The organism is Oxalobacteraceae bacterium OTU3CAMAD1 (genome assembly GCA_024123915.1).
Lineage (GTDB): Bacteria > Pseudomonadota > Gammaproteobacteria > Burkholderiales > Burkholderiaceae_D > Rugamonas.
Genome location: CP099650.1, coordinates 5453296 through 5473780, shown reverse-complemented (window position 1 = coordinate 5473780; position 20485 = coordinate 5453296). Strand labels below are relative to the sequence as shown.

General features: G+C 66.8%; 14 protein-coding genes. 10 read left to right on the top strand and 4 right to left on the bottom strand.

The genetic code is table 11. From position 1 onward, the window contains the following. Nucleotides 1-246: 246 nt before the first annotated feature. The 3 genes from NHH88_23225 to NHH88_23215 form a co-directional block, all read right to left on the bottom strand. On the bottom strand, nucleotides 247-1878 hold the full coding sequence (locus NHH88_23225; GenBank protein USX12583.1) for a methyl-accepting chemotaxis protein: 1632 nt from the start codon (nucleotides 1876-1878) through the stop codon (nucleotides 247-249). Between the two features lie 256 nt (nucleotides 1879-2134). Continuing rightward, entirely contained in the window at nucleotides 2135-2926 is a 792-nt protein-coding gene (gene fabI / locus NHH88_23220; GenBank protein ID USX12582.1) for an enoyl-ACP reductase FabI, read from the bottom strand. 256 nt (nucleotides 2927-3182) lie between these two features. Beyond that, the gene (locus tag NHH88_23215) at nucleotides 3183-4607 is read right to left on the bottom strand and encodes a transglycosylase SLT domain-containing protein (protein USX12581.1); all 1425 of its coding nucleotides are present in this window, start codon (nucleotides 4605-4607) and stop codon (nucleotides 3183-3185) included. Nucleotides 4608-4834: 227 nt separating this feature from the next. Here NHH88_23215 and NHH88_23210 point away from each other — a divergent pair, with 227 nt between their 5' ends. Continuing rightward, nucleotides 4835-5395, top strand: a complete 561-nt coding sequence (locus tag NHH88_23210) for a DUF1415 domain-containing protein (GenBank protein ID USX12580.1) — start codon at nucleotides 4835-4837, stop codon at nucleotides 5393-5395. Beyond that, nucleotides 5392-5592 carry a DUF1289 domain-containing protein gene (locus NHH88_23205; GenBank protein ID USX12579.1) on the top strand — a complete coding sequence of 67 codons (201 nt, stop codon included), beginning with the start codon at nucleotides 5392-5394 and terminating at the stop codon, nucleotides 5590-5592. The genes NHH88_23210 and NHH88_23205 overlap by 4 nt, the downstream gene beginning before the upstream one ends. Nucleotides 5593-5706: 114 nt before the next feature. On the opposite strand, the gene NHH88_23200 is transcribed toward NHH88_23205, so the two are convergent. Then, nucleotides 5707-6216, bottom strand: a complete 510-nt coding sequence (locus NHH88_23200) for a DUF1993 domain-containing protein (GenBank protein ID USX12578.1) — start codon at nucleotides 6214-6216, stop codon at nucleotides 5707-5709. Nucleotides 6217-6399: 183 nt separating this feature from the next. Here NHH88_23200 and NHH88_23195 point away from each other — a divergent pair, with 183 nt between their 5' ends. The 8 genes from NHH88_23195 (at nucleotide 6400) to NHH88_23160 (ending at nucleotide 20473) form a co-directional block, all read left to right on the top strand. Beyond that, a complete protein-coding gene (locus tag NHH88_23195) occupies nucleotides 6400-9528 on the top strand; it encodes an EAL domain-containing protein (protein USX12577.1) in 3129 nt (1042 codons plus the stop codon). 18 nt (nucleotides 9529-9546) lie between these two features. Continuing rightward, nucleotides 9547-11826: a molybdopterin-dependent oxidoreductase gene (locus NHH88_23190; protein USX12576.1), complete on the top strand. Its 2280-nt coding sequence runs from the start codon at nucleotides 9547-9549 to the stop codon at nucleotides 11824-11826. Nucleotides 11827-11835: 9 nt separating this feature from the next. Beyond that, entirely contained in the window at nucleotides 11836-12828 is a 993-nt protein-coding gene (locus tag NHH88_23185; protein ID USX12575.1) for a prolyl oligopeptidase family serine peptidase, read from the top strand. 366 nt (nucleotides 12829-13194) lie between these two features. Continuing rightward, nucleotides 13195-15633 carry a TonB-dependent receptor gene (locus tag NHH88_23180; GenBank protein ID USX12574.1) on the top strand — a complete coding sequence of 813 codons (2439 nt, stop codon included), beginning with the start codon at nucleotides 13195-13197 and terminating at the stop codon, nucleotides 15631-15633. A 25-nt stretch (nucleotides 15634-15658) separates the two neighbouring features. Continuing rightward, entirely contained in the window at nucleotides 15659-16696 is a 1038-nt protein-coding gene (locus NHH88_23175) for a LacI family transcriptional regulator (protein ID USX12573.1), read from the top strand. A 35-nt stretch (nucleotides 16697-16731) separates the two neighbouring features. Continuing rightward, the gene (locus NHH88_23170; GenBank protein ID USX12572.1) at nucleotides 16732-17487 is read left to right on the top strand and encodes an SDR family oxidoreductase; all 756 of its coding nucleotides are present in this window, start codon (nucleotides 16732-16734) and stop codon (nucleotides 17485-17487) included. 34 nt (nucleotides 17488-17521) lie between these two features. Further along, nucleotides 17522-19516, top strand: a complete 1995-nt coding sequence (locus tag NHH88_23165; GenBank protein ID USX12571.1) for a DUF4962 domain-containing protein — start codon at nucleotides 17522-17524, stop codon at nucleotides 19514-19516. 12 nt (nucleotides 19517-19528) lie between these two features. Further along, entirely contained in the window at nucleotides 19529-20473 is a 945-nt protein-coding gene (locus tag NHH88_23160) for a sugar kinase (protein ID USX12570.1), read from the top strand. The last annotated feature ends 12 nt before the right edge of the window (nucleotides 20474-20485 follow it).

The window sequence follows — 20485 nt, the reverse complement described above, 5'->3', positions numbered from 1 at the left end:
CGCCTACCAAAACGAAATGACTCAATCAAAATCGAAAGAAATTTCGGCACAAAAGCTTTGCGCCGGGACGGTGTCAGGTGCGACACCAAAGGCGGGAGGGCTTCATAAGCGACATCAGGATGATGCGCTAAGGCTTGCGTAGCTGCTAGTAATACCTGGCTGATCAATCGGCGCCGCTGGTTGTCGCGGCGCGCTCACTGCAGCGCACAGGCGACACTATACAGTAGTTTGGGCCTGCCTGTACAGTTAATTGGCGGTTTTAGTGTGCGCCGCAGCAAAACCCCTGCCGTGCGCCAGCGACGGCGCCAGCGAAAACACGCCGACCACGCGCGCCAGGTGGCTGGCCTGCTCGTGCAGCAGGGCGGCGGCCGCGCCCGCCTGTTCGACCAGCGCGGCGTTCTGCTGGGTGGCCTGGTCCATGCCGCCGACGGCCGCGCCGATGCGGGCGATGCCGTCGGTCTGCTCGAGGCTGGCCGCGTCGATCTGGCCCATGATTTCGGTCACCCGCGCCACGCTGGCGACGATCTCGGTCATCGTCGCGCCGGCCCGGTCCACCAGCGCGGCGCCGGTGTCGACCTGCTCGACCGATTCCTCGATCAGCCCCTTGATTTCGCGCGCGGCCGCCGCGCTGCGCTGGGCCAGGTTGCGCACCTCGCCGGCGACGACGGCGAAGCCGCGCCCCTGTTCGCCGGCGCGCGCCGCCTCCACCGCCGCGTTCAGGGCCAGGATGTTGGTCTGGAAGGCGATGCCGTCGATCACGCCGATGATGTCGGCGATGCGCCGCGAGGCGCGGTTGATCGCGCCCATCGTATCGACCACCTGGGTGACGACGGCGCCGCCCTGGGCCGCCACGTCGGAGGCCGACAGCGCCAGCGCGTTGGCGCGCCGGGCGTTGTCGGCGTTGCGCTGCACGGCGCCGTTGAGCGCGCCGATGGCCTCGGCGGTTGCCTCGAGCGAGCTGGTCTGCTGCGCCGTGCGCGACGACAGGTCCTCGTTGCCGGCGGCGATTTGCCCCGACGCCGAGGCCACCGCGTCGGTGCCGGTGCGCACCTGGGTGACGATGCTGCCGAGCTGGTCGCGCATGTCGCGCATCGCGTGCAGCAGGCTGGCGCGGTCGCCGGCGGCCAGCTGGACGTCGACGGCCAGGTCGCCGGCGGCGATGCGGCGGGCGATGCCGGCCGCCAGCGCCGGCTCGCCGCCGAGCTGGCGGCGCAGCCCGCGCATGATCAGGTTGGCCGCCGCCACGCTGGCGGCCAGCGCGGCGGCCAGGATCAGCGCGCACTGCCACTGCGCGGCGGCAATGCGTTCGCGCGCGGCCGCCTCGTCGAGCGCCGATTGGGCGGTGGCCAGCTGGACCACCTGGTCGATGACCTTGCGGTGCGTCTCGTACAGGGCGCCCAGGCGCTTGAGCGCGGCCGCCGCGCCGTCCCGGTCGCCCCCGGACAGCGCCGGGACGAACGTGTCGAAGGCGGTGGCGTAGAAGGCCAGCGCGGGCGCGTGGGCCTGCTCCAGCATCAGCGGCCCCATCTGCCCGGGCAGGTCCTGGCCGCGCCAGTAGGCGTGGCGGGTGTCGTAGTCGGCCTTGAGGGCGCGCAGGCGCTTGGCCAGCGCCTCGCGCGCATCGGCGGCGGCGCCGCCATCCGCCTGGCCGAGGTTGGCCATCTGCAGGCACACCAGGTAGGACTCGATGATGTATTCGGGCGGCGGCAGGATATCGGCGATCAAATCCTTGCTCTGCACGATGCGCTGGTAGATCGGGCCGTTGACCTGGATTTCGTTGAGGGCCTTGAACGACCACGCGCCGTAGAGGGCGAAGCCGGCCACGAAGCAGCCGATGAGGATAAGAAAACGCGTCCTGACGTTTACCTGGTCGAGCATGGTGGTCCCCGTGATCCCGGGCGGCTCGTGGCCGCGCCTGTTCTATGAAGGTGGATGATCTGTTCTGGTGGGAAAGACAATAGCAACAATCGGCCGCGAACCATAGCGGCTTGCATCCCGATTGCATCAATTGTTGCGCAATGACATCTAAATATTGTCGTAAACGTCAATGCCGGGACTTGACCCCGGATTTTTGGGGCGGACGTGAAAACGCCCCGCGTGCGGGGCGTTTGGCTGCGGGACTGCCGGGGAGCGCTTACAGGTAGTCTTCCGCGTTCAGGCCCATCACGTGCGAGAAGCCGCCGTCGACGTAGGTGATCTCGCCGGTGATGCCCGAGGCCAGGTCCGACAGCATGAAGGCGGCCGTGTTGCCCACTTCCTCGATGGTGACGTTGCGGCGCAGCGGCGCGTGCGACGACGCGAAGCCGAGCAGCTTGCCGAAGTCCTTGATGCCGGACGCGGCCAAGGTCTTGATCGGGCCGGCCGAGATGCCGTTGGCGCGGATGCCCAGCTTGCCCAGGTTCTCGGCCAGGTAGCGCACCGACGCTTCCAGCGAAGCTTTGGCCAGGCCCATGGTGTTGTAGTAAGGAATGGCGCGCACGGCGCCCAGGTACGACAAGGTCAGCAAGGACGAGCCTTCCTTCAACAGCGGCAGCGCCGCCTTGGCCATGGCCGGGAAGCTGTAGGCCGAGATGTCGTGGGCGATGCGGAAGTTCTCGCGCGTCAGGCCGTCGAGGAAATCGCCGGCGATCGCTTCGCGCGGGGCGAAGCCGATCGCGTGCACCAGGCCGTCGAGCTGCGACCAGCTCTTGCCCAGGTCGGCGAACACGGCGGCGATCTGCTCGTCGCTCGAGACGTCGCAGTCGAACACCAGGGTGCTGTCGAATTCGGCGGCGAACTCGGTGATGCGGTCTTTAAAACGTTCGCCGACGTAGGTGAACGCCAGTTCAGCGCCTTCGCGGTGGCAAGCCTTGGCGATGCCGTAGGCGATGGAACGGTTCGACAGCAAACCGGTGATGAGGATTTTTTTGCCTTGCAAGAACGCCATGATGACTCCGATTGCGACTGCGCGCCGGCGCCGGCTCGGACAGCGGGCGGGACGACGTCAGTGGGGGTTGTTTTTAGGGTGTGAGGCCGTTCGCCTGCCACGCAAGTGCGAGATTGTAGGACGTGTCAGCTTCGACTGCAACCTTTACGGCACCCGCAGAGCCAGTCGGGGGCTCGGCGCCCCCGTCGACCCCCCGGGGTACGACCCCCAAGCGGCGAAGCTGGCATCGAGTCGAAGGCGGGCCGGGTTCACGTCCTCAATTGCTGGTTTTACGGGCCGATTTGCCCTTGGCCGCGTCGCGCGGTACGCGCGCCTTGACCAGCGAGACAGGACCGCCCTTGGTGGCCTTGGTGGCGCCGGCGCGCTTGTAGCCCGACTTGGCGACCTTGCCGACGGCGCGCTCGGCCTCGAACGCCATCGTGGCGTTGTCGGCCACCTCGGGCGCGATGTCCAGGTAGGCCGAGGTCGATACCTTGGGCACCAGGATGGTCGAGCCGGCCTTGAGCATGGAGCGCTGCGGGATGTTGTTGGCCTGGCGGATCACTTCCGGCGTGGTGTGGAAGCGCGACGCCAGCGCGCCGATGCTCTCGCGCGCGCTGGTGATCTTGTGCGTGGTCCAGGTCGACAAATCCTTGCCCCATTGCGCCAGGTTCAGCTGGAACTTGGCGGCGTTTTCCTTGGGCAACAGGATCTTGGTCTGCTCGTCGCCGGTGATGACGGGGCGCTTGAACTGGGGGTTGAGCGCCTTGAACTCGGCCACCGACAACTCCGCCAACTGGGCGGCGATGGTCAAATCGATGTCGCTGGTCTTGTCGACGGCGGTGAAATAGGGCGTGTTGTCGACCGGCGGCAAGGTCACGCCGAACTGGGTCGGGTTGCCGATGATGTTTTTGACGGCTTGCAATTTCGGCACGTATTCGCGCGTCTCGGTCGGCATCAGCGCCGACAGGCTCTGGAAGTCGGTCGGCTTGCCGGCGGCCTGGTTCTTGGCGATGGCGCGCTGCACCGAGCCTTCGCCCCAGTTGTAGGCGGCCAGGGCCAGCTGCCAGTCGCCGAACATGTCATACAGGCGCTGCAGGTAGGTCAGGGCGGCGTCGGTCGAGGCCAGGATGCCGCGGCGGTCGTCCTTGAAGGCGTCCTGCTTGAGGTTGAAGTCGCGGCCGGTGCCGGGCACGAACTGCCACATGCCGGCGGCGTTGGCGTGCGACAGCGCCTCCGGGTTGAAGGCCGACTCGATGAACGGCAGCAGCGCCAGCTCGGTGGGCATGCCGCGCTTTTCCAGCTCGGTGACGACGTGGAACAGGTAGCGCGAGGCGCGCCCGGTGGTGATGGCCATGTGGTCGGGACGGGCCGTGTACCACTTGGTGTGCTTGGCCACCAGGTCGTTGTTGATATCAGGAATCGCGTAGCCGCTGCGAATGCGGCCCCACACGTCCTTCTCGCGGAAAGCGTCGTCGTCGGCCATTTTGGCCGGCTTGTTGATTTTCAGGGAGGACAGGTCGAGGGCGGGGGACTTCGGCAGGGCGGTGAGCGTCACCGGTGCGGGCGCGGGCGGCAGGGGCATGGACAAGGCCAGACTGGCCGCCTCGTCGTAGGCGTGGCTGGCGGTCGGTGCCAGCAGCGCGAAGGTAGCTGCCAGCGTGGTCACCAGCGCGGCGCGTTTAGGAATTCGAGGGTGCATAGTTTTCCATTGTTGTCGACTGTGAAACATCGAACCGACCATGAATAAACGTGGAGTGTACGAAGGTAGTCTGGATGAGTCAAGGATTATGTCAGGCATGTGACCTTTATTTTATGCAACAATTCCCGACAGATAAGCCGAAGATCGCAGCAAAATGCGCGGAGTATGAGATGGCGCAAAGAATGCGTACAATTCCGCCTTTAAGAGCGTCTTCAAGGAATCGCATCATGAGTACTAGCGCCACCGATCACGACGTCGTCGTCGCAAAAACCGTCGACTGGCTGGAAAAGGCCGTCATCGGCCTGAACCTGTGTCCGTTCGCCAAGGCTGTCCACGTCAAGGGGCAGATCCGTTACGTGGTGTCGGACGCCGACACGCCGGAGGCATTGCTGGAAAAGCTGATGGAAGAGCTGGAATACCTGGCCGAAGCCGACCCGGAAAAAGTCGATACGACCTTGCTGATCCACCCGAACGTGCTGGCCGACTTCGAGGACTACAACGAGTTCCTCGACGTGGCCGACGCCGCGCTCGAGGACTTGCAGCTTGACGGCGAGTTACAGGTGGCCAGCTTCCACCCCGACTACCAGTTCGCCGACACGCACAAGAACGACATCGAGAACTACACCAACCGTTCGCCGTACCCGACCTTGCACCTGCTGCGCGAGGACAGCGTCGAGCGCGCCGTGGAGGCGTTCCCGGAGGCATCGGACATTTTCGAGAAGAACATCGCCACCTTGCGCGCGCTCGGGCACGACGCCTGGGACAAGTTGCTGCAGGTGAAGGGATGAGCGAGGGCCAGGGCGACCCGCCGGTGCGGCCGGACACGCCGTGCGTGGCCGTGTGTTCGACCACGTTCGACGAGATCTGCCGCGGCTGCGGGCGCAGCGTGGTGGAGGTGGCGCACTGGGTATCGATGAGCGCCGAGCAGAAGGAACTCGTCTGGCAGCGCATCCTGGCGCAGGGCTACCCGCGCCGCAACAAATAACGTCAAACCCGGCGTGCGTTTGGCGATACGCCGGCGCCACCGCTTAGGGGTCGGACCCCGTATGGGGTCCGACCCCGCGTGGCCGTGCGGGTTAAACGCCGGCCGACCAACCGATCAATACGTGCCGATGAAGTTCTTCTTGCCGATGTCCAGGCCGTTATGGCGCAGGATGTCGTAGGCGGTGGTGGCGTGGAAGAAGAAGTGCGGCAGCGCGTAGTGGAACAAATACGTCTGGCCGGTGAAATGCTTGGTCTTCTCGCCGCTGCCGGTGGTGATGGCGCGGTCCTCGCTGCCCTCGATCGAGGTCTGCGGCACGCTATCGATATACGCCAGAGTCTTGACGATGCGCGCCTTCAGGTCGGCGAAGCTCACTTCGGTGTCCTCGTACGACGGCACGTCCAGGCCGCCCAGGCGCGCGGCCGCGCCCTTGGCGAAGTCGCAGGCGATCTGGATCTGGCGCGTGAACGGCAGCATGTCGGGGAACAGGCGGAACTGCAGCAGCGCGGCCGGCTCGATCTTTTTCTCGGTGGCGTGGGCCTCGGCCTTGTCCAGGATGGCCAGCAGGCTGTTCAGGATCTGCTTGAACACGGGAATCGAGGCGGAATACATGGAAAAAGTGGTCATGGCGTTGTCCTATTTGAAGATCGATGTGGAAATTGAGCCGCGATAATAGCCCGCCCCGAGGTTTTTTGCTTGGCGTGTGACTTGCAGGGCAATTTTCCGTGCATAATTCCACTAAGTAATTTTGTAACATGACCCCGACGACGATGCGACCTTTCCCCCTGCCGCGATTTTGTTCGCCCCTCGATGACTAGCGCGAGGACAAGCGTGATTCACCGTCTGCGGACCAGGCTGGGGGCGCTGTACGGGCTGTCGATCTACGGCGCCTTGCTGCTGGTCGTGTTCGGCGGCCTGGTGATCCCGGCCATCATCGGCAGTTATCTGCTCATCGGCGTGCACGAGCGGCAATCGGCGCGCGTTGCGCTCGACGAGTCGCTCCAGCGCAACGCCGACATCCTGGCGCTGGGCATGCAGGAATCGCTGTGGAACATGAACTCCGAATCGGCCCATTCACTGGTCGAGTCCGTCATGCGCGACCGCTCGGTGCTGCAGGTGCAGGTGGTCGGCCAGGCCGACGCCCAGTTCATGCACGTGCACTCGCCGCGCAAGGCGGCCGGCAACGTCTACCGCGCCGAGCGCGAAATCCTGGTGCGCGGCGAGAAGATCGGCCGCATCATGGTCGAGATGGACGACGCCCGCAGCCAGCAGGAGCTGCGCGAAAAACAATTGTCCTATGTGTTTGTGCTGGCCGCCCAGCTGACCGTGTCCTTGCTGCTGATCGTGCTGTTCCTCAATTCCCGCCTGATCAAGCCGCTGCGCAAGCTGATGCGCTTTTCCGACCGCCTCTCGCGCGGCGACTTCGAGACCCGGCTCGACCTGGCCGGCAGCGACGAGCTGGGCCGTCTGGCCAAGCAGCTCGAGCAGATGCGCGTGGCCATCAAGCGCCTGTTCGAGGACGTCGGCCAGCGCGAGGAGCGCTTCCGCACCATCGTCACCCAGGTGCCGGGCGCGGTGTTCCGCTTCCGCCCGGACGGGCCGATCGAATTCGTCTCGGACGCCATCGAGGACATCTCCGGGTACCCGGCCGCGCAGTTCATGCGCGGCACCACCGACGCCTGGACCAACCTGATCGCGCCGCAGGACCGCAAGCGCCACCGCCGCGTCGTCTCGCAGGCGCTCGGCGACGGCCTGCCGTACGAGGTCGAATACCGCATCGTCGACGCCGCCGGCACCGAGCGCTGGCTGTCCGAGAACGGCCAGCCGCAGCCGCGCGGCGCCGGCGGCAACTCGCCGTGGGTCGATGGCATCATCTCCGACATCAGCCAGCGCAAGCACAACGAGATGCGCATCGAGGGCCTGCTGGCCGAGCAGAGCGCCATCCTCGACAACGTCATGTTCGGCGTCATGTTCGTGCGCAACCGGCAAATCGTCTCCGTCAACCGCCGCTGCGAGGAGCTGTTCGGCTACGAGCCGGGCGCGATGACGGGCGCCTCGACGGCCATCCTGTTCCCCGATTCGTTCGACTTCGAGGCGGCCGGCGCGCGCCAGTACCCGTCCCTGGCCGACGGCGATTACTTCAACGAGGAGCGCAACTACCGGCGCGGCGACGGCAGCATGTTCTGGTGCATGGTCAGCGGCTACGCGCTCGACAAGCACCGCGCCAACGAGGGCAGCATCTGGGTCTACGCCGACATTACCGCGCGCAAGGAGGCCGAGGAAAAGCTGCTGCTGTCGGCCACCGTCATCGAGCACATCGCCGACGGCGTGGTGGTGCTCGACACGCGCGGCACCATCGTCGCCATCAACCCGGCCTTCACGCAGATCACCGGCTACGCCGCAGCCGAGGCGCTGGGCCACGACTACACGTTGACGCGCTCGGGCCGCCACGAGCAGCAGTTCTACGACACGATGTGGCAGGAGCAGGTCGACACCGGTTTTTGGCGCGGCGAGATGTGGTGCCAGCGCAAGAACGGCGAGCTGTACCTGGAATGGCTGACGGTCAGCGCAGTGCGCGACAGCCGCGGCCAGACCACCCATTATGTGGGCGTGTTCAGCGACATCACCAAGGCCAAGGAGTCGCAGGAAAAGCTCGACCACCTCGCCCACCACGACCCGTTGACGGCGCTGCCGAACCGGCTGCTGTTCCACGACCGCCTGCAGCACGCGCTGCTGCGGGCGGCGCGCGACGGCGAGCAGCTGGCGCTGCTGTTCATCGACCTGGACCGGTTTAAAAACGTCAACGACACGCTGGGCCACCACATCGGCGACGAGCTGCTCAAGCAGGTCGCCAAGGCGCTGCTCGAGCGCCTGCGCGAGGGCGACACCTTGGCGCGCCTGGGCGGCGACGAATTCATCGTGCTGCTCGAGGACATCGACAGCCAGTTCGGCGCCAGCCAGGTGGCCGAGAAGCTGGTGCAGATGTTCGACCAGCCGTTCATGGTGGCCGGCCACGAATTGTTCGTCACCTGCAGCGTGGGCATCAGCCTGTTCCCGGAGGACGCCACCGACCTCAATATGCTGATCCGCAACGCCGACGTGGCGATGTACCAGGCCAAGGCGCGCGGGCGCAACGGCTACAGCTTCTACGCGCCGTCGATGACGGGCGAGGGCGTCGAGCGCCTGCGCCTGGAGACCTTCCTGCGCCGCTCGATCGAGAAGGACGAGGTCTTCCTGAACTACCAGCCGCAGGTGGAGATCGACAGCGGGCGCCTGATCGGGGTCGAGGCGCTGGTGCGCTGGAACCATCCGGAGCTGGGCCTGATTCCGCCGATCCGCTTCATCCCGTTGGCCGAGGACACGGGCTTCATCAACCAGCTGGGCAAGTGGGTGCTGGAGGAGGCCTGCCGCCAGATGGTGCGCTGGCAGGAGGCCGGCCTGCACGTGCCCAAGATCGCCGTCAACCTGTCGGCCAAGCAGTTCGAGCGCGGCAGCATCGTCAACATGGTGGCCGACATCCTGCGCGAGACGGGCCTCGAGCCCCAGCGCCTGCAGCTGGAGGTGACCGAATCGGTGATCATGAACACCGGCGACGCCATGGTCTTCATCAACGACCTGCACTCGATCGGCGTCGGCCTGGCGATCGACGATTTCGGCACCGGCTATTCGTCGCTGGCGTATCTGAAGCAGCTGCCGGTGCAGACGCTCAAGATCGACCGCTCCTTCATCAAGGACATCTCGACCGACGCCAACGACGAGGCCATCGCCATCGCCATCATCCAGCTGGGCAAGAGCATGAACCTGTCGGTCATCGCCGAGGGCGTGGAGACCGAGGAGCAGGCCGCGTTCCTGCTGCGCCACGGCTGCCACCTGGCCCAGGGCTACTTCTACAGCAAGCCGCTGGCCGCCGCCGACATGCTGGCGCGCTGGCGTCCATAATAAAAATCGGAGACCTCCATGCATGGAGAGAAAAAAAGTTCGCGCCGCCGCTTCCTGTTCGGCGGCGTGGCCGCCGTCGGCGCGCTGGTGGTCGGCTGGGGCGTGCTGCCGGCGCGCCAGCGCTTGAACAGCGCCGGCGCCCACCCGCTGCCGTTGACGGGCGGCGCGCTGGCGCTCAACGGCTGGGTGGGCCTGGCGCCGGACGGCACCGTCACCGTCGCCATGCCGCGCAGCGAAATGGGGCAGGGCGTGCACACGGCGCTGCCGATGCTGGTGGCCGAGGAGATGGACGTGCCGCTGTCGGCCATCCGCCTGGTGCAGGCGCCGCTGGATAAAATCTTCGGCAACGTCGCCATGCTGCGCGACGGCCTGCCGTTCCACCCCGACGACGACGGCCGCCTGAAGGCGGTCGCGCAATGGACCGTCGGCAAGGTCGCGCGCGAGGTGGGGCTGGTCATCACCGGCGGGTCTTCGAGCGTCAAGGATGCGTGGGGACCGATGCGCGAGGCCGGCGCCACGGCGCGCGCGATGCTGGTGGCCGCCGCCGCCGACTTATGGAAGACGCGCCCGGGCGACTGCCGCACCGAGGACGGCCACGTGGTGCACGCCGATGGCCGGCGCCTGGCCTACGGTACGCTGGCCGCCGCCGCCGCCACCTCGCGGCCCGGCGAGGTGCGCCTCAAGACGCCACAGGAATTCCGCCTGATCGGCCGCCCGCAACCGCGCCGCGACACCCCGGCGAAGGTCAACGGGCGCGCGGTGTTCGGCATCGACGTGCGCCCGGAGGGCCTGTTGTACGCGGCCGTGCGCATGTCGCCGGTGATCGGCGGCGCCGTCGCCGGTGTCGATACGAACGCCGTGCTGACCATGCCGGGTGTGCTGCGCGTGGTCGATTTTTCCGGCGCGCTCGGGCCGCACGCGGGCGCCGGCGCGGGCGTGGCGGTCGTCGCCAAGACCTGGTGGCAGGCCAAAACGGCCGCGCAAGCCTTGCCGGTACGCTGGACCGACGGCCCGAATGCGGGCCTGTCCAGCGCCGGCGTCTACGCCCAATTCGCGGCCCTGCTAGACAAGGAATCGGGCTACGCCTACAACCAGAGCGGCGACATGGACGCCGTCGAGGGGCAGGTCGCCGGCATCGCCAGGACCGTCAGCGCCGAGTACCGCGCCCCGTACCTGGCGCATGCCGCCCTGGAGCCGGTCAACTGCACCGCGCAGATCAAGGACGGCAAGGTGTATGTGTGGGCGCCGACGCAGTCGCCGGGCTTCGCGGTGCAAGCGGCGGCCGCCGCCGGCGGCGTGGAGGTGGAGGACGTGGTGCTGCAGGTGACGATGCTGGGCGGCGGCTTCGGGCGCCGGCTCGACGTCGACATGGTCGCGCAGTGCGTGACGGTGGCGCGGCAATGCGGCGGCGCGCCGGTGCAGATGATCTGGTCGCGCGAGGACGACACCACGCACGACGTCTATCGTCCGGCCGCGCTGGCGCGCTTCGTCGCCACCCTGGACGCGGCGGGCAATGTGCTCGGCTACGACAACAAGTCGGCCAGCGGCTCGGTGTCGCACCAGTTCTTCAAGCGTAATCTGGGCCTGCCGGCCGGTGGCCCGGACAAGACCACCGCCGAAGGCGAATTCGATATGCAGTACGAGTTCGTCAACCAGCGCATCCGCCACGTGATCGTCGACAGCCCGGTGCCGCTGGGGTACTGGCGCTCGGTCGGCCACTCGCACAACGCCTTTTTCAAGGAAAGCTTCATCGACGAACTGGCGCATGCCGCCGGCAAGGACGGCGTCGAGTTCCGGCGCGGCCTGCTCAAGCGCCACCCGCGCCACCTGGCGGTGCTCGACGCCGCCGTGGTCCGTGCCGGCGCCGCGCCCGAAGGCCGCGCGCACGGCGTGGCGCTGCACCAGTCGTTCGGCACCATCGTCGCGCAGGTGGCCGAGGTCTCGGTCGAGGGCACGGAGATCCGTGTGCACCGGGTGGTGTGCGCGATCGACTGCGGCATCGCCGTCAACCCCAACATCATCGCCCAGCAGGCCGAATCGGGCGTGGTGTTTGGCTTGTCGGCGGCGCTGTACGGCGCGGTCACGATCAAGGACGGCAAGGTCGAACAAACCAACTTCCACGACTACCCGGTCGCACGAATGAACCAGGCTCCGGTCGTCGAAACGATTATCATGCCGAGTGCGGAGCACCCGGAAGGCATGGGTGAACCGGCCACGCCGCCGATCGCGCCGGCGGTGGCCAACGCCGTATTCAAATTAACCGGCAAGCGCTTGCGCAGCCTGCCGTTGACGTTATAGGAGAGCTGGATGAGGACAGGGTTATTGGTGGGAGCATGGTTGGTATCGGCGCTGGCCGGCGCCGCCGAGGTGACGGAAACGGGCGGCTTCACCGTCGGCGCGACCGAGGTGGTGGGCTATAAATTGAGCCAGGAAGGCGCGCCCGACGTCGAATACTTCATCTCCAAGACCAAGGAGCCGGCGCCGCTGGTGCTGCTGATCCAGGGCTCCGGCTGCGCGCCGGTGTTCAGCGGTTTGGACACTTTGCGCCGCTCGTCCAACGTGTTCGGCTACATCGATCTGGCGCAGCAGGGCAAATACGCCGTCATGGTCGTCAACAAGCCATACGCGCCCAAGGACGCGCCGAACGGCGGCGGCATCATCGCCTGCCCGACCGAATTCAATGACTACTTCACCCTGGAGAACTGGGTGCGCGATCTGGGGCGGGCCTACGACCATGCCGCGCAGCAGCCGTGGGTGAAGGCCGGCTCGTCGCTGGTGCTGGGCGTCTCGGAAGGCGCCACCGCCGCCGCCGGCCTGGCCGAGAAGGAAGGCCGGGTGACCGACGTCGCCATCGTCTCCGGCAGCGGCCCGTCGCAGTATTACGACTTCGTCGCCGGCGCCTACGCCGCCGGCGGCGGCGACGAAGAGATCAAGCGCCGCCTCGACGAACTGGAGGCGACGCGCCAGAAAATCGCCGCCGACCCGGACAACGCCAAGATCCTGGCCTGGGGCCATCCGTACAGGCGCTGGACCAGTTTCTTCCGCGCGTCGTCGACGCAATCGCTGTTGAAATCGCAGGCGCGGGTCTACATCGTCGGCGGCATGAAGGACACCAGTGTGCCGATCATGTCGGGCGAAGCGATGGCCGCCGAACTGCTGGGCGCCGGCCACGACGTGACCATGCGGCGCATCCCCAACGCCGGCCACAACCTGCTGCCGGCCGGCGCGGCCGCCGGCAACATGTGGCCGGAATACCAGCGCATCGTCGAGTGGTACGCGCGCGATCTGTCCAAGCAGTAACCGAGCACCAACAATCGCCGAGCACGCGCTCGGCGAAAAAATGTTGACATCGCGGGGCGTTCGTTTATGCTTACTGCATCGTTACAGTAAATCGATACAGTGATAGGCGATCTCATGTGGCCACAGAAACATGAAGTACGCGGAGACACGTAGGGCGGATTAGCGCAGCGTAATCGGCCATTTATGAGTCGCCGACGGCGCGTGCATGGCCGATTACGGCGTTCCGCCTAATCCGCCCTACGTGGTTTAGAAATATCGGTATCAAGCATACAACGGGGTTCGCCCCATATTTTTAACCGGTTTACTGTAACGTTACAGTAAACCGTTGCAGTACCCAAAAGATAAATATAAGATACGGAGACAATGATGACTGGACCAACCATGCCCGGCGCTTCACGCTGCCGGCCCACCCCGATTGCCGCAGCCGTGGCGTTGCTGTTGATCGGCGCCTTGCCCGCGCAGGCGCAACAAGCGGCCGCCCAGGCCACCGCCGACAACGCCGCCCAGCCCAAACTGGAATCGGTGGTCGTGACCGCCAACCGCCGGGTGGAAAAACTGGAAGACGTGCCCGCGTCGATCTCGGTACTGGGCGAGGAATACATGCAGCGCAACAACGTGCGCGAACTGGTCGACATCGTCAACCTGTCGCCGGCGCTGTCGGTCTCGGTCGGCACCCAGGTCGGCACCAACAGCATCAACATGCGCGGCATCGGCACCACCTCGAACAACCTCGGCATCGAGGGCGACGTCGCCATCATGGTCGACGACATCCCCTACGCGCAGACGCAGCAAGCGTTCCGCGACATGTCCGACATGGCCCGCGTCGAGGTGCTCAAGGGACCGCAAAGCACCTTGTTCGGCAAGAGCGCGATCGCCGGCGCGGTGGTGATGACCACCAAGCCGATCGGCGCCGGGCCGATGCAGACGAAAGTGAGTCTGTACCACACCAGCGACCAGGAATATCGCGCCTCCGCCTCGCTCAGCGGCCGCCTGTCGGACACGGTCGGCCTGCGCCTCTACGCCAGCAAGACCAACTTCCCCGGCCTGCTGCACAACCTGACCACCGATTCGATGCAAAACGGCTCGGGCGGCAAGACCTTCATGGCCAAGCTGCAGTGGAAGATCTCGCCCGACCTGGACGTGCTGATCACGCCGCGCTACGACCACTCCCGCGCGACCGGCAACACGGAGGCCATCACCTCGATAGGCGAGGGCGTCGGTTACCTGTACAACCGCAGGTACACCGCGCTGTCGAACACCGAAATTCTGCGCGGCATCAACGTCAGCCGCTGGAACCGCCAGATCCGCAACGACTCGCCGACCGGCCTGGACGCCACCGACCGCGCCATCGGCGTGCGCGTCAACTATGCCTTCCCGGACAGTTCGCCGCTGGCCGGCCACGCGCTGACCTCGATCACGTCGGTCGACAACAACCTGTCCAACGACTTCCGCGATAACGACAACATCGATCTGATCTCCACCTTCTACCAGCTCGACGCCAGCGGCAAGCCGTCCGGCATCGCCGAGCCGCCGATGATCAACGGCACTATCGCCAGCAAGACGTCGACCCAGGAATTCCGCCTGACGTCGCCGGACGGCGGCGACTTCCGCTACCTGGTCGGCGTGTGGATCGCGCGCAATTCGCTGTACCGCACCTACCTGCGCGGCAATGCCTTCGTCAAGGAAAGTAATTACACCGAGTACGACACCAACTCGGGCAGCCTGACGCACGCGCTCTACGCCAACACCAACTGGGATTTCGCGCCGAAGCAAAGCCTGAGCGTCGGCTTGCGCTTCAACCGTGAGGCCAACGACTACCTGTTCCACACCATCGACAGCCTGTCGTCGAGCGCACCGAACAACGTGCACACCGGCGAGCACCTGTACATCGCGCCGCAAAACAAGGAAAACGCTGTCACCGGAAAACTGGGCTACACCTACCATCTGAACGACGAGATGATGGTGTACGGCACCACCTCCACCGGCCACAAGGGCGTGGCCTACGACATGACCAGCGGCGCCAACAACGTCAACGTGTTTTCCCGCCTGCCGCTGGCGCCGGAGAAGGCCACCAGTTTCGAGGCCGGCTTCAAGGCCAACCTGTGGAACAACCGCGCCACCTTCAACGCGGCCATCTTCCAGACCCGCTTCCGCGACTACCAGACCTCGGCCACAGAGCGCTTCACCGACGGCAGCCAGGCCAGCGTGTTGTACAGCATTCCCTCGCTGCAAACGCGCGGCTTCGAGGTCGACGCCACGGTGCTGGCCACGCGCTCCCTGCTGCTCAACGCCAGCATGGCCTACACGCGCGCCGTGGTGCGCGACTGGAACCAGGGACCGTGCTACAGCGGCGCCACCGACTGCACCATTCCCAATGAACTGGTGCCCGGCTCGTTCCTGCGCGACGCCAGCGGCGGCATGATGCCGAACGCCCCCAAATGGAAGCTGAGCATGGGCGGCGAATACACGCTGCCGCGCCTGGCCGGGTTGCCGGTGGTGGCCGCGATCAACGCCCAGTGGCGCACCCAGTCGACGGTGCAGGGCGCGATCAGCCAGGACCCGTCGCTGGTGCGGCCCGGCTATGGCATTTTCGACCTTGGCGCCTCGTTCAAGGACGTCAAGGGACTCTATAAACTGTCGATCGGCGTAAAAAACCTGTTCGACCACCATTACGAATCCGGCAGCAGCGGGTCTTTCCTCAACTTCAAGCGGGCCGGCGGCGGCCCCGACATCCGGTCCTATGGCTGGAAGCCGGCCCGCGACGCGTTCCGCTACGCCACGATCCGTCTGGATGTGGCGTTCTGATCGCATAACACTTCACAAGGACATCATGAGCGAATCAAAGATTCAGGACGTAGCGAGACTGGCCGGCGTATCGACCACCAGCGTCTCGAATTTCCTGAACAACCGTATGGGGCAGATGCGGCCCGATACCCAGCGCAAGATCCAGCAGGCGATCGAGCAGCTGGGCTATCGGCCCAACAACGCCGCGCGCCAGTTGAAGACCGGAGTCGCCTCCATGGTTGGATTGCTGGTGCCGTCGCTGGCCAATCAGTTCTTCGGTTCGCTGGCCTGCGCGGTGGAGACGGCCGCCGCGCGCCACCAGTGCCACGTGATGACCTTCAGCACCTTCCGCGATCCCGAGCGCGAGCGCGCCGTCATGGCCGATCTGCTGGCCTATGGCGCGCAGGGCATCATCACCGGCTCGGCGCTCAACGACACTGGCCACCTGGTCGGCATCACGGCGCGCTGCCCGGTGGTGGCGTTCGATATCAAGCGCTCGGACGACAGCCATGAGCGCATCACCACGATCTCGGTCGACAACGTCGCCGCCACCACCATGGCGGTCGAGCATCTGGTGGCGCTGGGCCACCGCGCCATCGCGCTGGTGACGCCGCCGCCATACACCTTGAACCGCCAGGACCGCGTGAAAGGCTTCGAGCAGGCGGTGGCGGCGGCCGGTATCAGCGGCGAGCTGGTGATCGCCGACGCCACCGACGCCCCGGCCGACCTGCACGGCGACACCCGGCTCTTTGAGCTGGGCCGCAGCGCGGCGTCGCTGTTGCTGGCGGCGCGCAGCAAGCCGACGGCGGCGATCGCCATCAACGACATGATGGCGATCGGCATCGGCATCGGCCTCAAGCAGCTGGGCAAGCGGCTGCCGCAGGATTTCTCGCTGATCGGCATCGACGATATTTTCTTCTCCGCCGCCAACGACCCGCCATTGACCACGTTGCGCCAGCCGATCCAGGCCATGGCCGACGCGGCCGTCCAGCGCATCCTGGCGCCGGGCGCGGCCAGCGCCGGCGGCGAATTGTTCGCGCCGGAGCTGATCGTTCGGGCGTCGACGGCGGCGCCACCCCAATAATTCATTCCCCAACCACTCACAGAAAGAACATCGCCATGGAACTTATCGGAAAACGCGCCCTCGTCATGGGCGGCGCCTCGGGCATTGGTAAAGCCAGCTCGCTGGCGCTGGCGCAGGCCGGCGCCGACGTCGTGCTGACCTATTGGAGCAGCGCCGACGAGGCACAGGAAGTTGTGGCGCAGATCCGCGCCCTCGGCCGCCAGGCCCAGGCCATCAAGGCCGACCTGACCGACGGCGCCATCGCCGAGCGGGTGTTCGCCGAGGCAGAAGGCGCCATCGGCGAGATCGACATCCTGTTCGCCAACATCGGCGGCTTGATCCAGCGCTGCCGCGTGGCGGACATGCCGCTGACCTTGTGGAACGAGGCCATGAACCTTAACCTGACCAGCACCTTCCTGATCTGCCAGGCGGCGGTCAAGCGCATGGAGCCGCGCGGCCGGGGCGCCATCATCACCATGTCGTCGCTGGCAGCGTTCGATGGCGGCGGTCCCGGCTCGGCGCACTACGCCGCGTCCAAGGCGGCGGTCGCCACCTTCACCCGCGCGCTGGCCAAGGAGGTCGGTCCGTCGGGCGTGCGTGTCAACGGCGTCTCGCCGGGCCTGATCGCCACGCGTTTCCACGACACCTTCAATACCCCGGCCAACCGCCAGGCGATCGCCGAGCGTACCCCGGCCCGGCGCGAAGGCGCGCCCGAGGACGTGGCCAATGTCGTGGTGTTCCTGGCGTCCGAGCGCGCCGCCTTCCTGGCCGGCGAGATCGTCCAGGTCAACGGTGGCCTCGGCCTGTATTAAGTCTTGAAGTCCTGATTCCCTTTCGGAGCAATCGATGAACCACACCTTCTCACGGCGCCGCTTCCTCGGCGCCGCGGCCCTCTCTTTGCCGGCGTTTTCGTTGCCGGACGCGCTGGCGCAGGACGCGCTGGAATCGCTGGGCACCATGCAGGGCAAGGCGGGCGCCGGTCCGCATCCGCTGGAAACGCTGATGAAGGCGCATCCGGCGGCCTTGCGCGCCGAACTGCGCGGCGTCCATCCGCGCGTCTACACGACCAAGGCCGGCCTGGACGCGCTGCGCCAGCGCGCGAAGGGCGAGGGGCGCGCCAAGTGGCAGCAGGCGCTGGCCGGCCTGACCGCGCTGCGTACCGCGCCGGCCGCCGCGCCGGCGCAAAAGCGCCGCGCGCAGAACAACACCGCCATCGGCATCATCGGCGCCGCGCTGGCCTACCAGATCGAGGGCGACGCCAAGTACCTGGAAGCGGCCAAGCGCTACATGGACGCGGCGGTCAGCTACGAGGTGTGGGGCTACACCTACAGCAAGCCGGACATCGACCTCGCCGCCGGCCACCTGCTGTACGGCCTGGGCGCCGGCTACGACCTGCTGTATGACGCGCTGACGGAGGCGGAACGCAAACGCTATCGCGACAAACTCATCCGGCAGGCGACGATCCTGGCCAAGCACTTCACGCCCAAGCCGGGCAAATCGTATTCGTACAGCCAGAACCACTGCTTCATCCCGATCGCCGGGCTGGCGGTGGCCGCCTACGCGCTATGGGACGACACGCCCGAAGCGGCCAACTGGGCGGCACTGTCGCGCGCCATCTTCAGCCGCGTGCTGGAAGTGGCGTCGCCGGACGGCTATTTCTACGAGGGCGTGGAGTATTGGATTTTCTCGATGCCGTGGATTATCCACGCGCTCGACGCCTTCGCCCACGCCGCCGGCGACGATATGTACGACACGCCGGCCCTGAGCAAGTCGTACCTGTACATGGCGCATTCGATCACGCCCAACGGCCAGGACATCTACGATTTCGGCGACGCCTTCGAAGGCGCCATCACCCGCTCCCGCAAGGGCGAGGAGCCGGCCCGCACGCACCCGGGCGGCAAACTCAATTCCAACTACAACCTGCTGTACCGGCTGGCCGCGCGCTTCAACAGCCCGGAGGCGCAAGGCGTGGCCGACTGGATGGCATCGCTGGGCCACGTCTGCGCCGAGGACTTCTGGACCCTGCTGTGGCGCGACCCGGCGCTGAAGTCGGCGCCGATGTCGGCGCTCGCGCCGTATCATCACTTCGACGACCTGGGCACGGTCTACTGGCGCAGCGACTGGACGCCGAAGGCCACCGCCTTCGCCTTCCGCGCCGGACCGCCGGAGGGCCACCACGTTGCGGCCATCCTCGACAAGCTGCCGGACTGGCATCTGGAGATGGGCCACGCCCACCCGGACGCCGGCAGCTTCATCCTCTACGGCGGCGGCACCTACCTGACCGGCCCGATGGGCTACGCGGGCATCCCCAAGAGCGACCTGAGCAACACCTTGCTGATCGACGGCCAGGGCCAGGCCAACGAGGGCGGCGGCCACGACGCCTTCCGGGGCTACCCGTACGCGCGGCTCGATGCCATCAGCATCGACAGCGTGAAGCTGGAGAAGGGCCGCGCCGACATCGTCGCCCAACTGGCCGGCGCCTACCGGCCGGAACTCGGCGTCGAGAAACTGCAGCGCCGCTTCAGCTACGCGCGCGGCGTCTGGACCGTGACCGACACGCTGCGCGCGAGCAAACCGGTGGTGCTGACGGCGCTGGTGCACGGCGACCGTGACATCACCAAGACCGGCGCGCGCAGCTTCGTCGTGGCTGGCAAGCCCACGTCGCTGAAGGTGGCCGTGGCAACGACCACGGCGCGCGCCGAGATCGCGCCCGGTGTGCTGGTGGCGGCCGGGCCGCCGGGCAATGTCGACAAGGGACCGAGGGAGGAACGCGGCACCGTGCTGAAGCTGTCGCTGCCGGCCGCCAGGGACGCCACCCTGACCACCACCTTGACGTTCTGAAGAGGCCCGCATATGGGAATCCCCGATGTCGTCACCGTGGGCGAAGCGATGGCCCTGATGATCGCCCGCGAGCCCGGGCCGCTGGAGGCGGTGCGCGAGTTCGAACGCGCCACCGCCGGCGCCGAGCTGAATGTGGCGGTGGGGCTGAGCCGGCTGGGCTTCAAGGTCGGGTATCTGAGCCGGCTGGGGCAGGACAGCCTGGGCCGGCACCTGCGCGCGTTCATGGAGGCCGAGGGGCTGGACCTGCGCCACTTGCGCATCGATGAAGACTGCCCGACCGGCTTCATGCTCAAGCAGATGGTGGAGGGCGGCGCCGATCCGCAGGTCGAGTATTTCCGGCGCGGGTCGGCCGCCAGCCGCCTGTCGGCGCAGGACATGCCGGCGCAGGGCGATGATTTCCTGCGTGCGCCGCTGCTGCACCTGACTGGCATTTCGCCGGCGCTGTCGGCCGGTTGCCGCGAGCTGGTGTTGGCCATGGCGCGGCAGGCGCGCGCCGACGGACGCCTGGTCTGCTTCGATCCCAACCTGCGGCCGCGCCTGTGGCGCTCGCCGGCGGAGATGATCGCCACCGTCAACGCGCTCGCCAGCCAGGCCGACGTGGTGATGCCCGGCCTGGCCGAGGGGCGTTTGCTGACCGGCCGGCAGGACGCCGCCGACATCGCCGCCTATTACCTCGAAAGGGGCGCGAGCCGGGTGGTGGTCAAGCTGGGACCGGAGGGCGCTTACGCCGCCGACGCGGACGGCCGCGCCGACACCGTCCCCGGCCAGCCGGTGCGCGCGGTGATCGACACGGTCGGCGCGGGCGACGGCTTCGCGGTCGGCGTCATCAGCGCGCTGCTTGACGGTTTGCCGCTGCACCAGGCGGCCGCGCGCGGCAACGCCATCGGCGCGCGCGTGGTGCAGTTTCGCGGCGACTGCGAAGGCCTGCCGACGCGCGCCCAACTAGCGGCGGCCTAGGAGTGGGGCGAT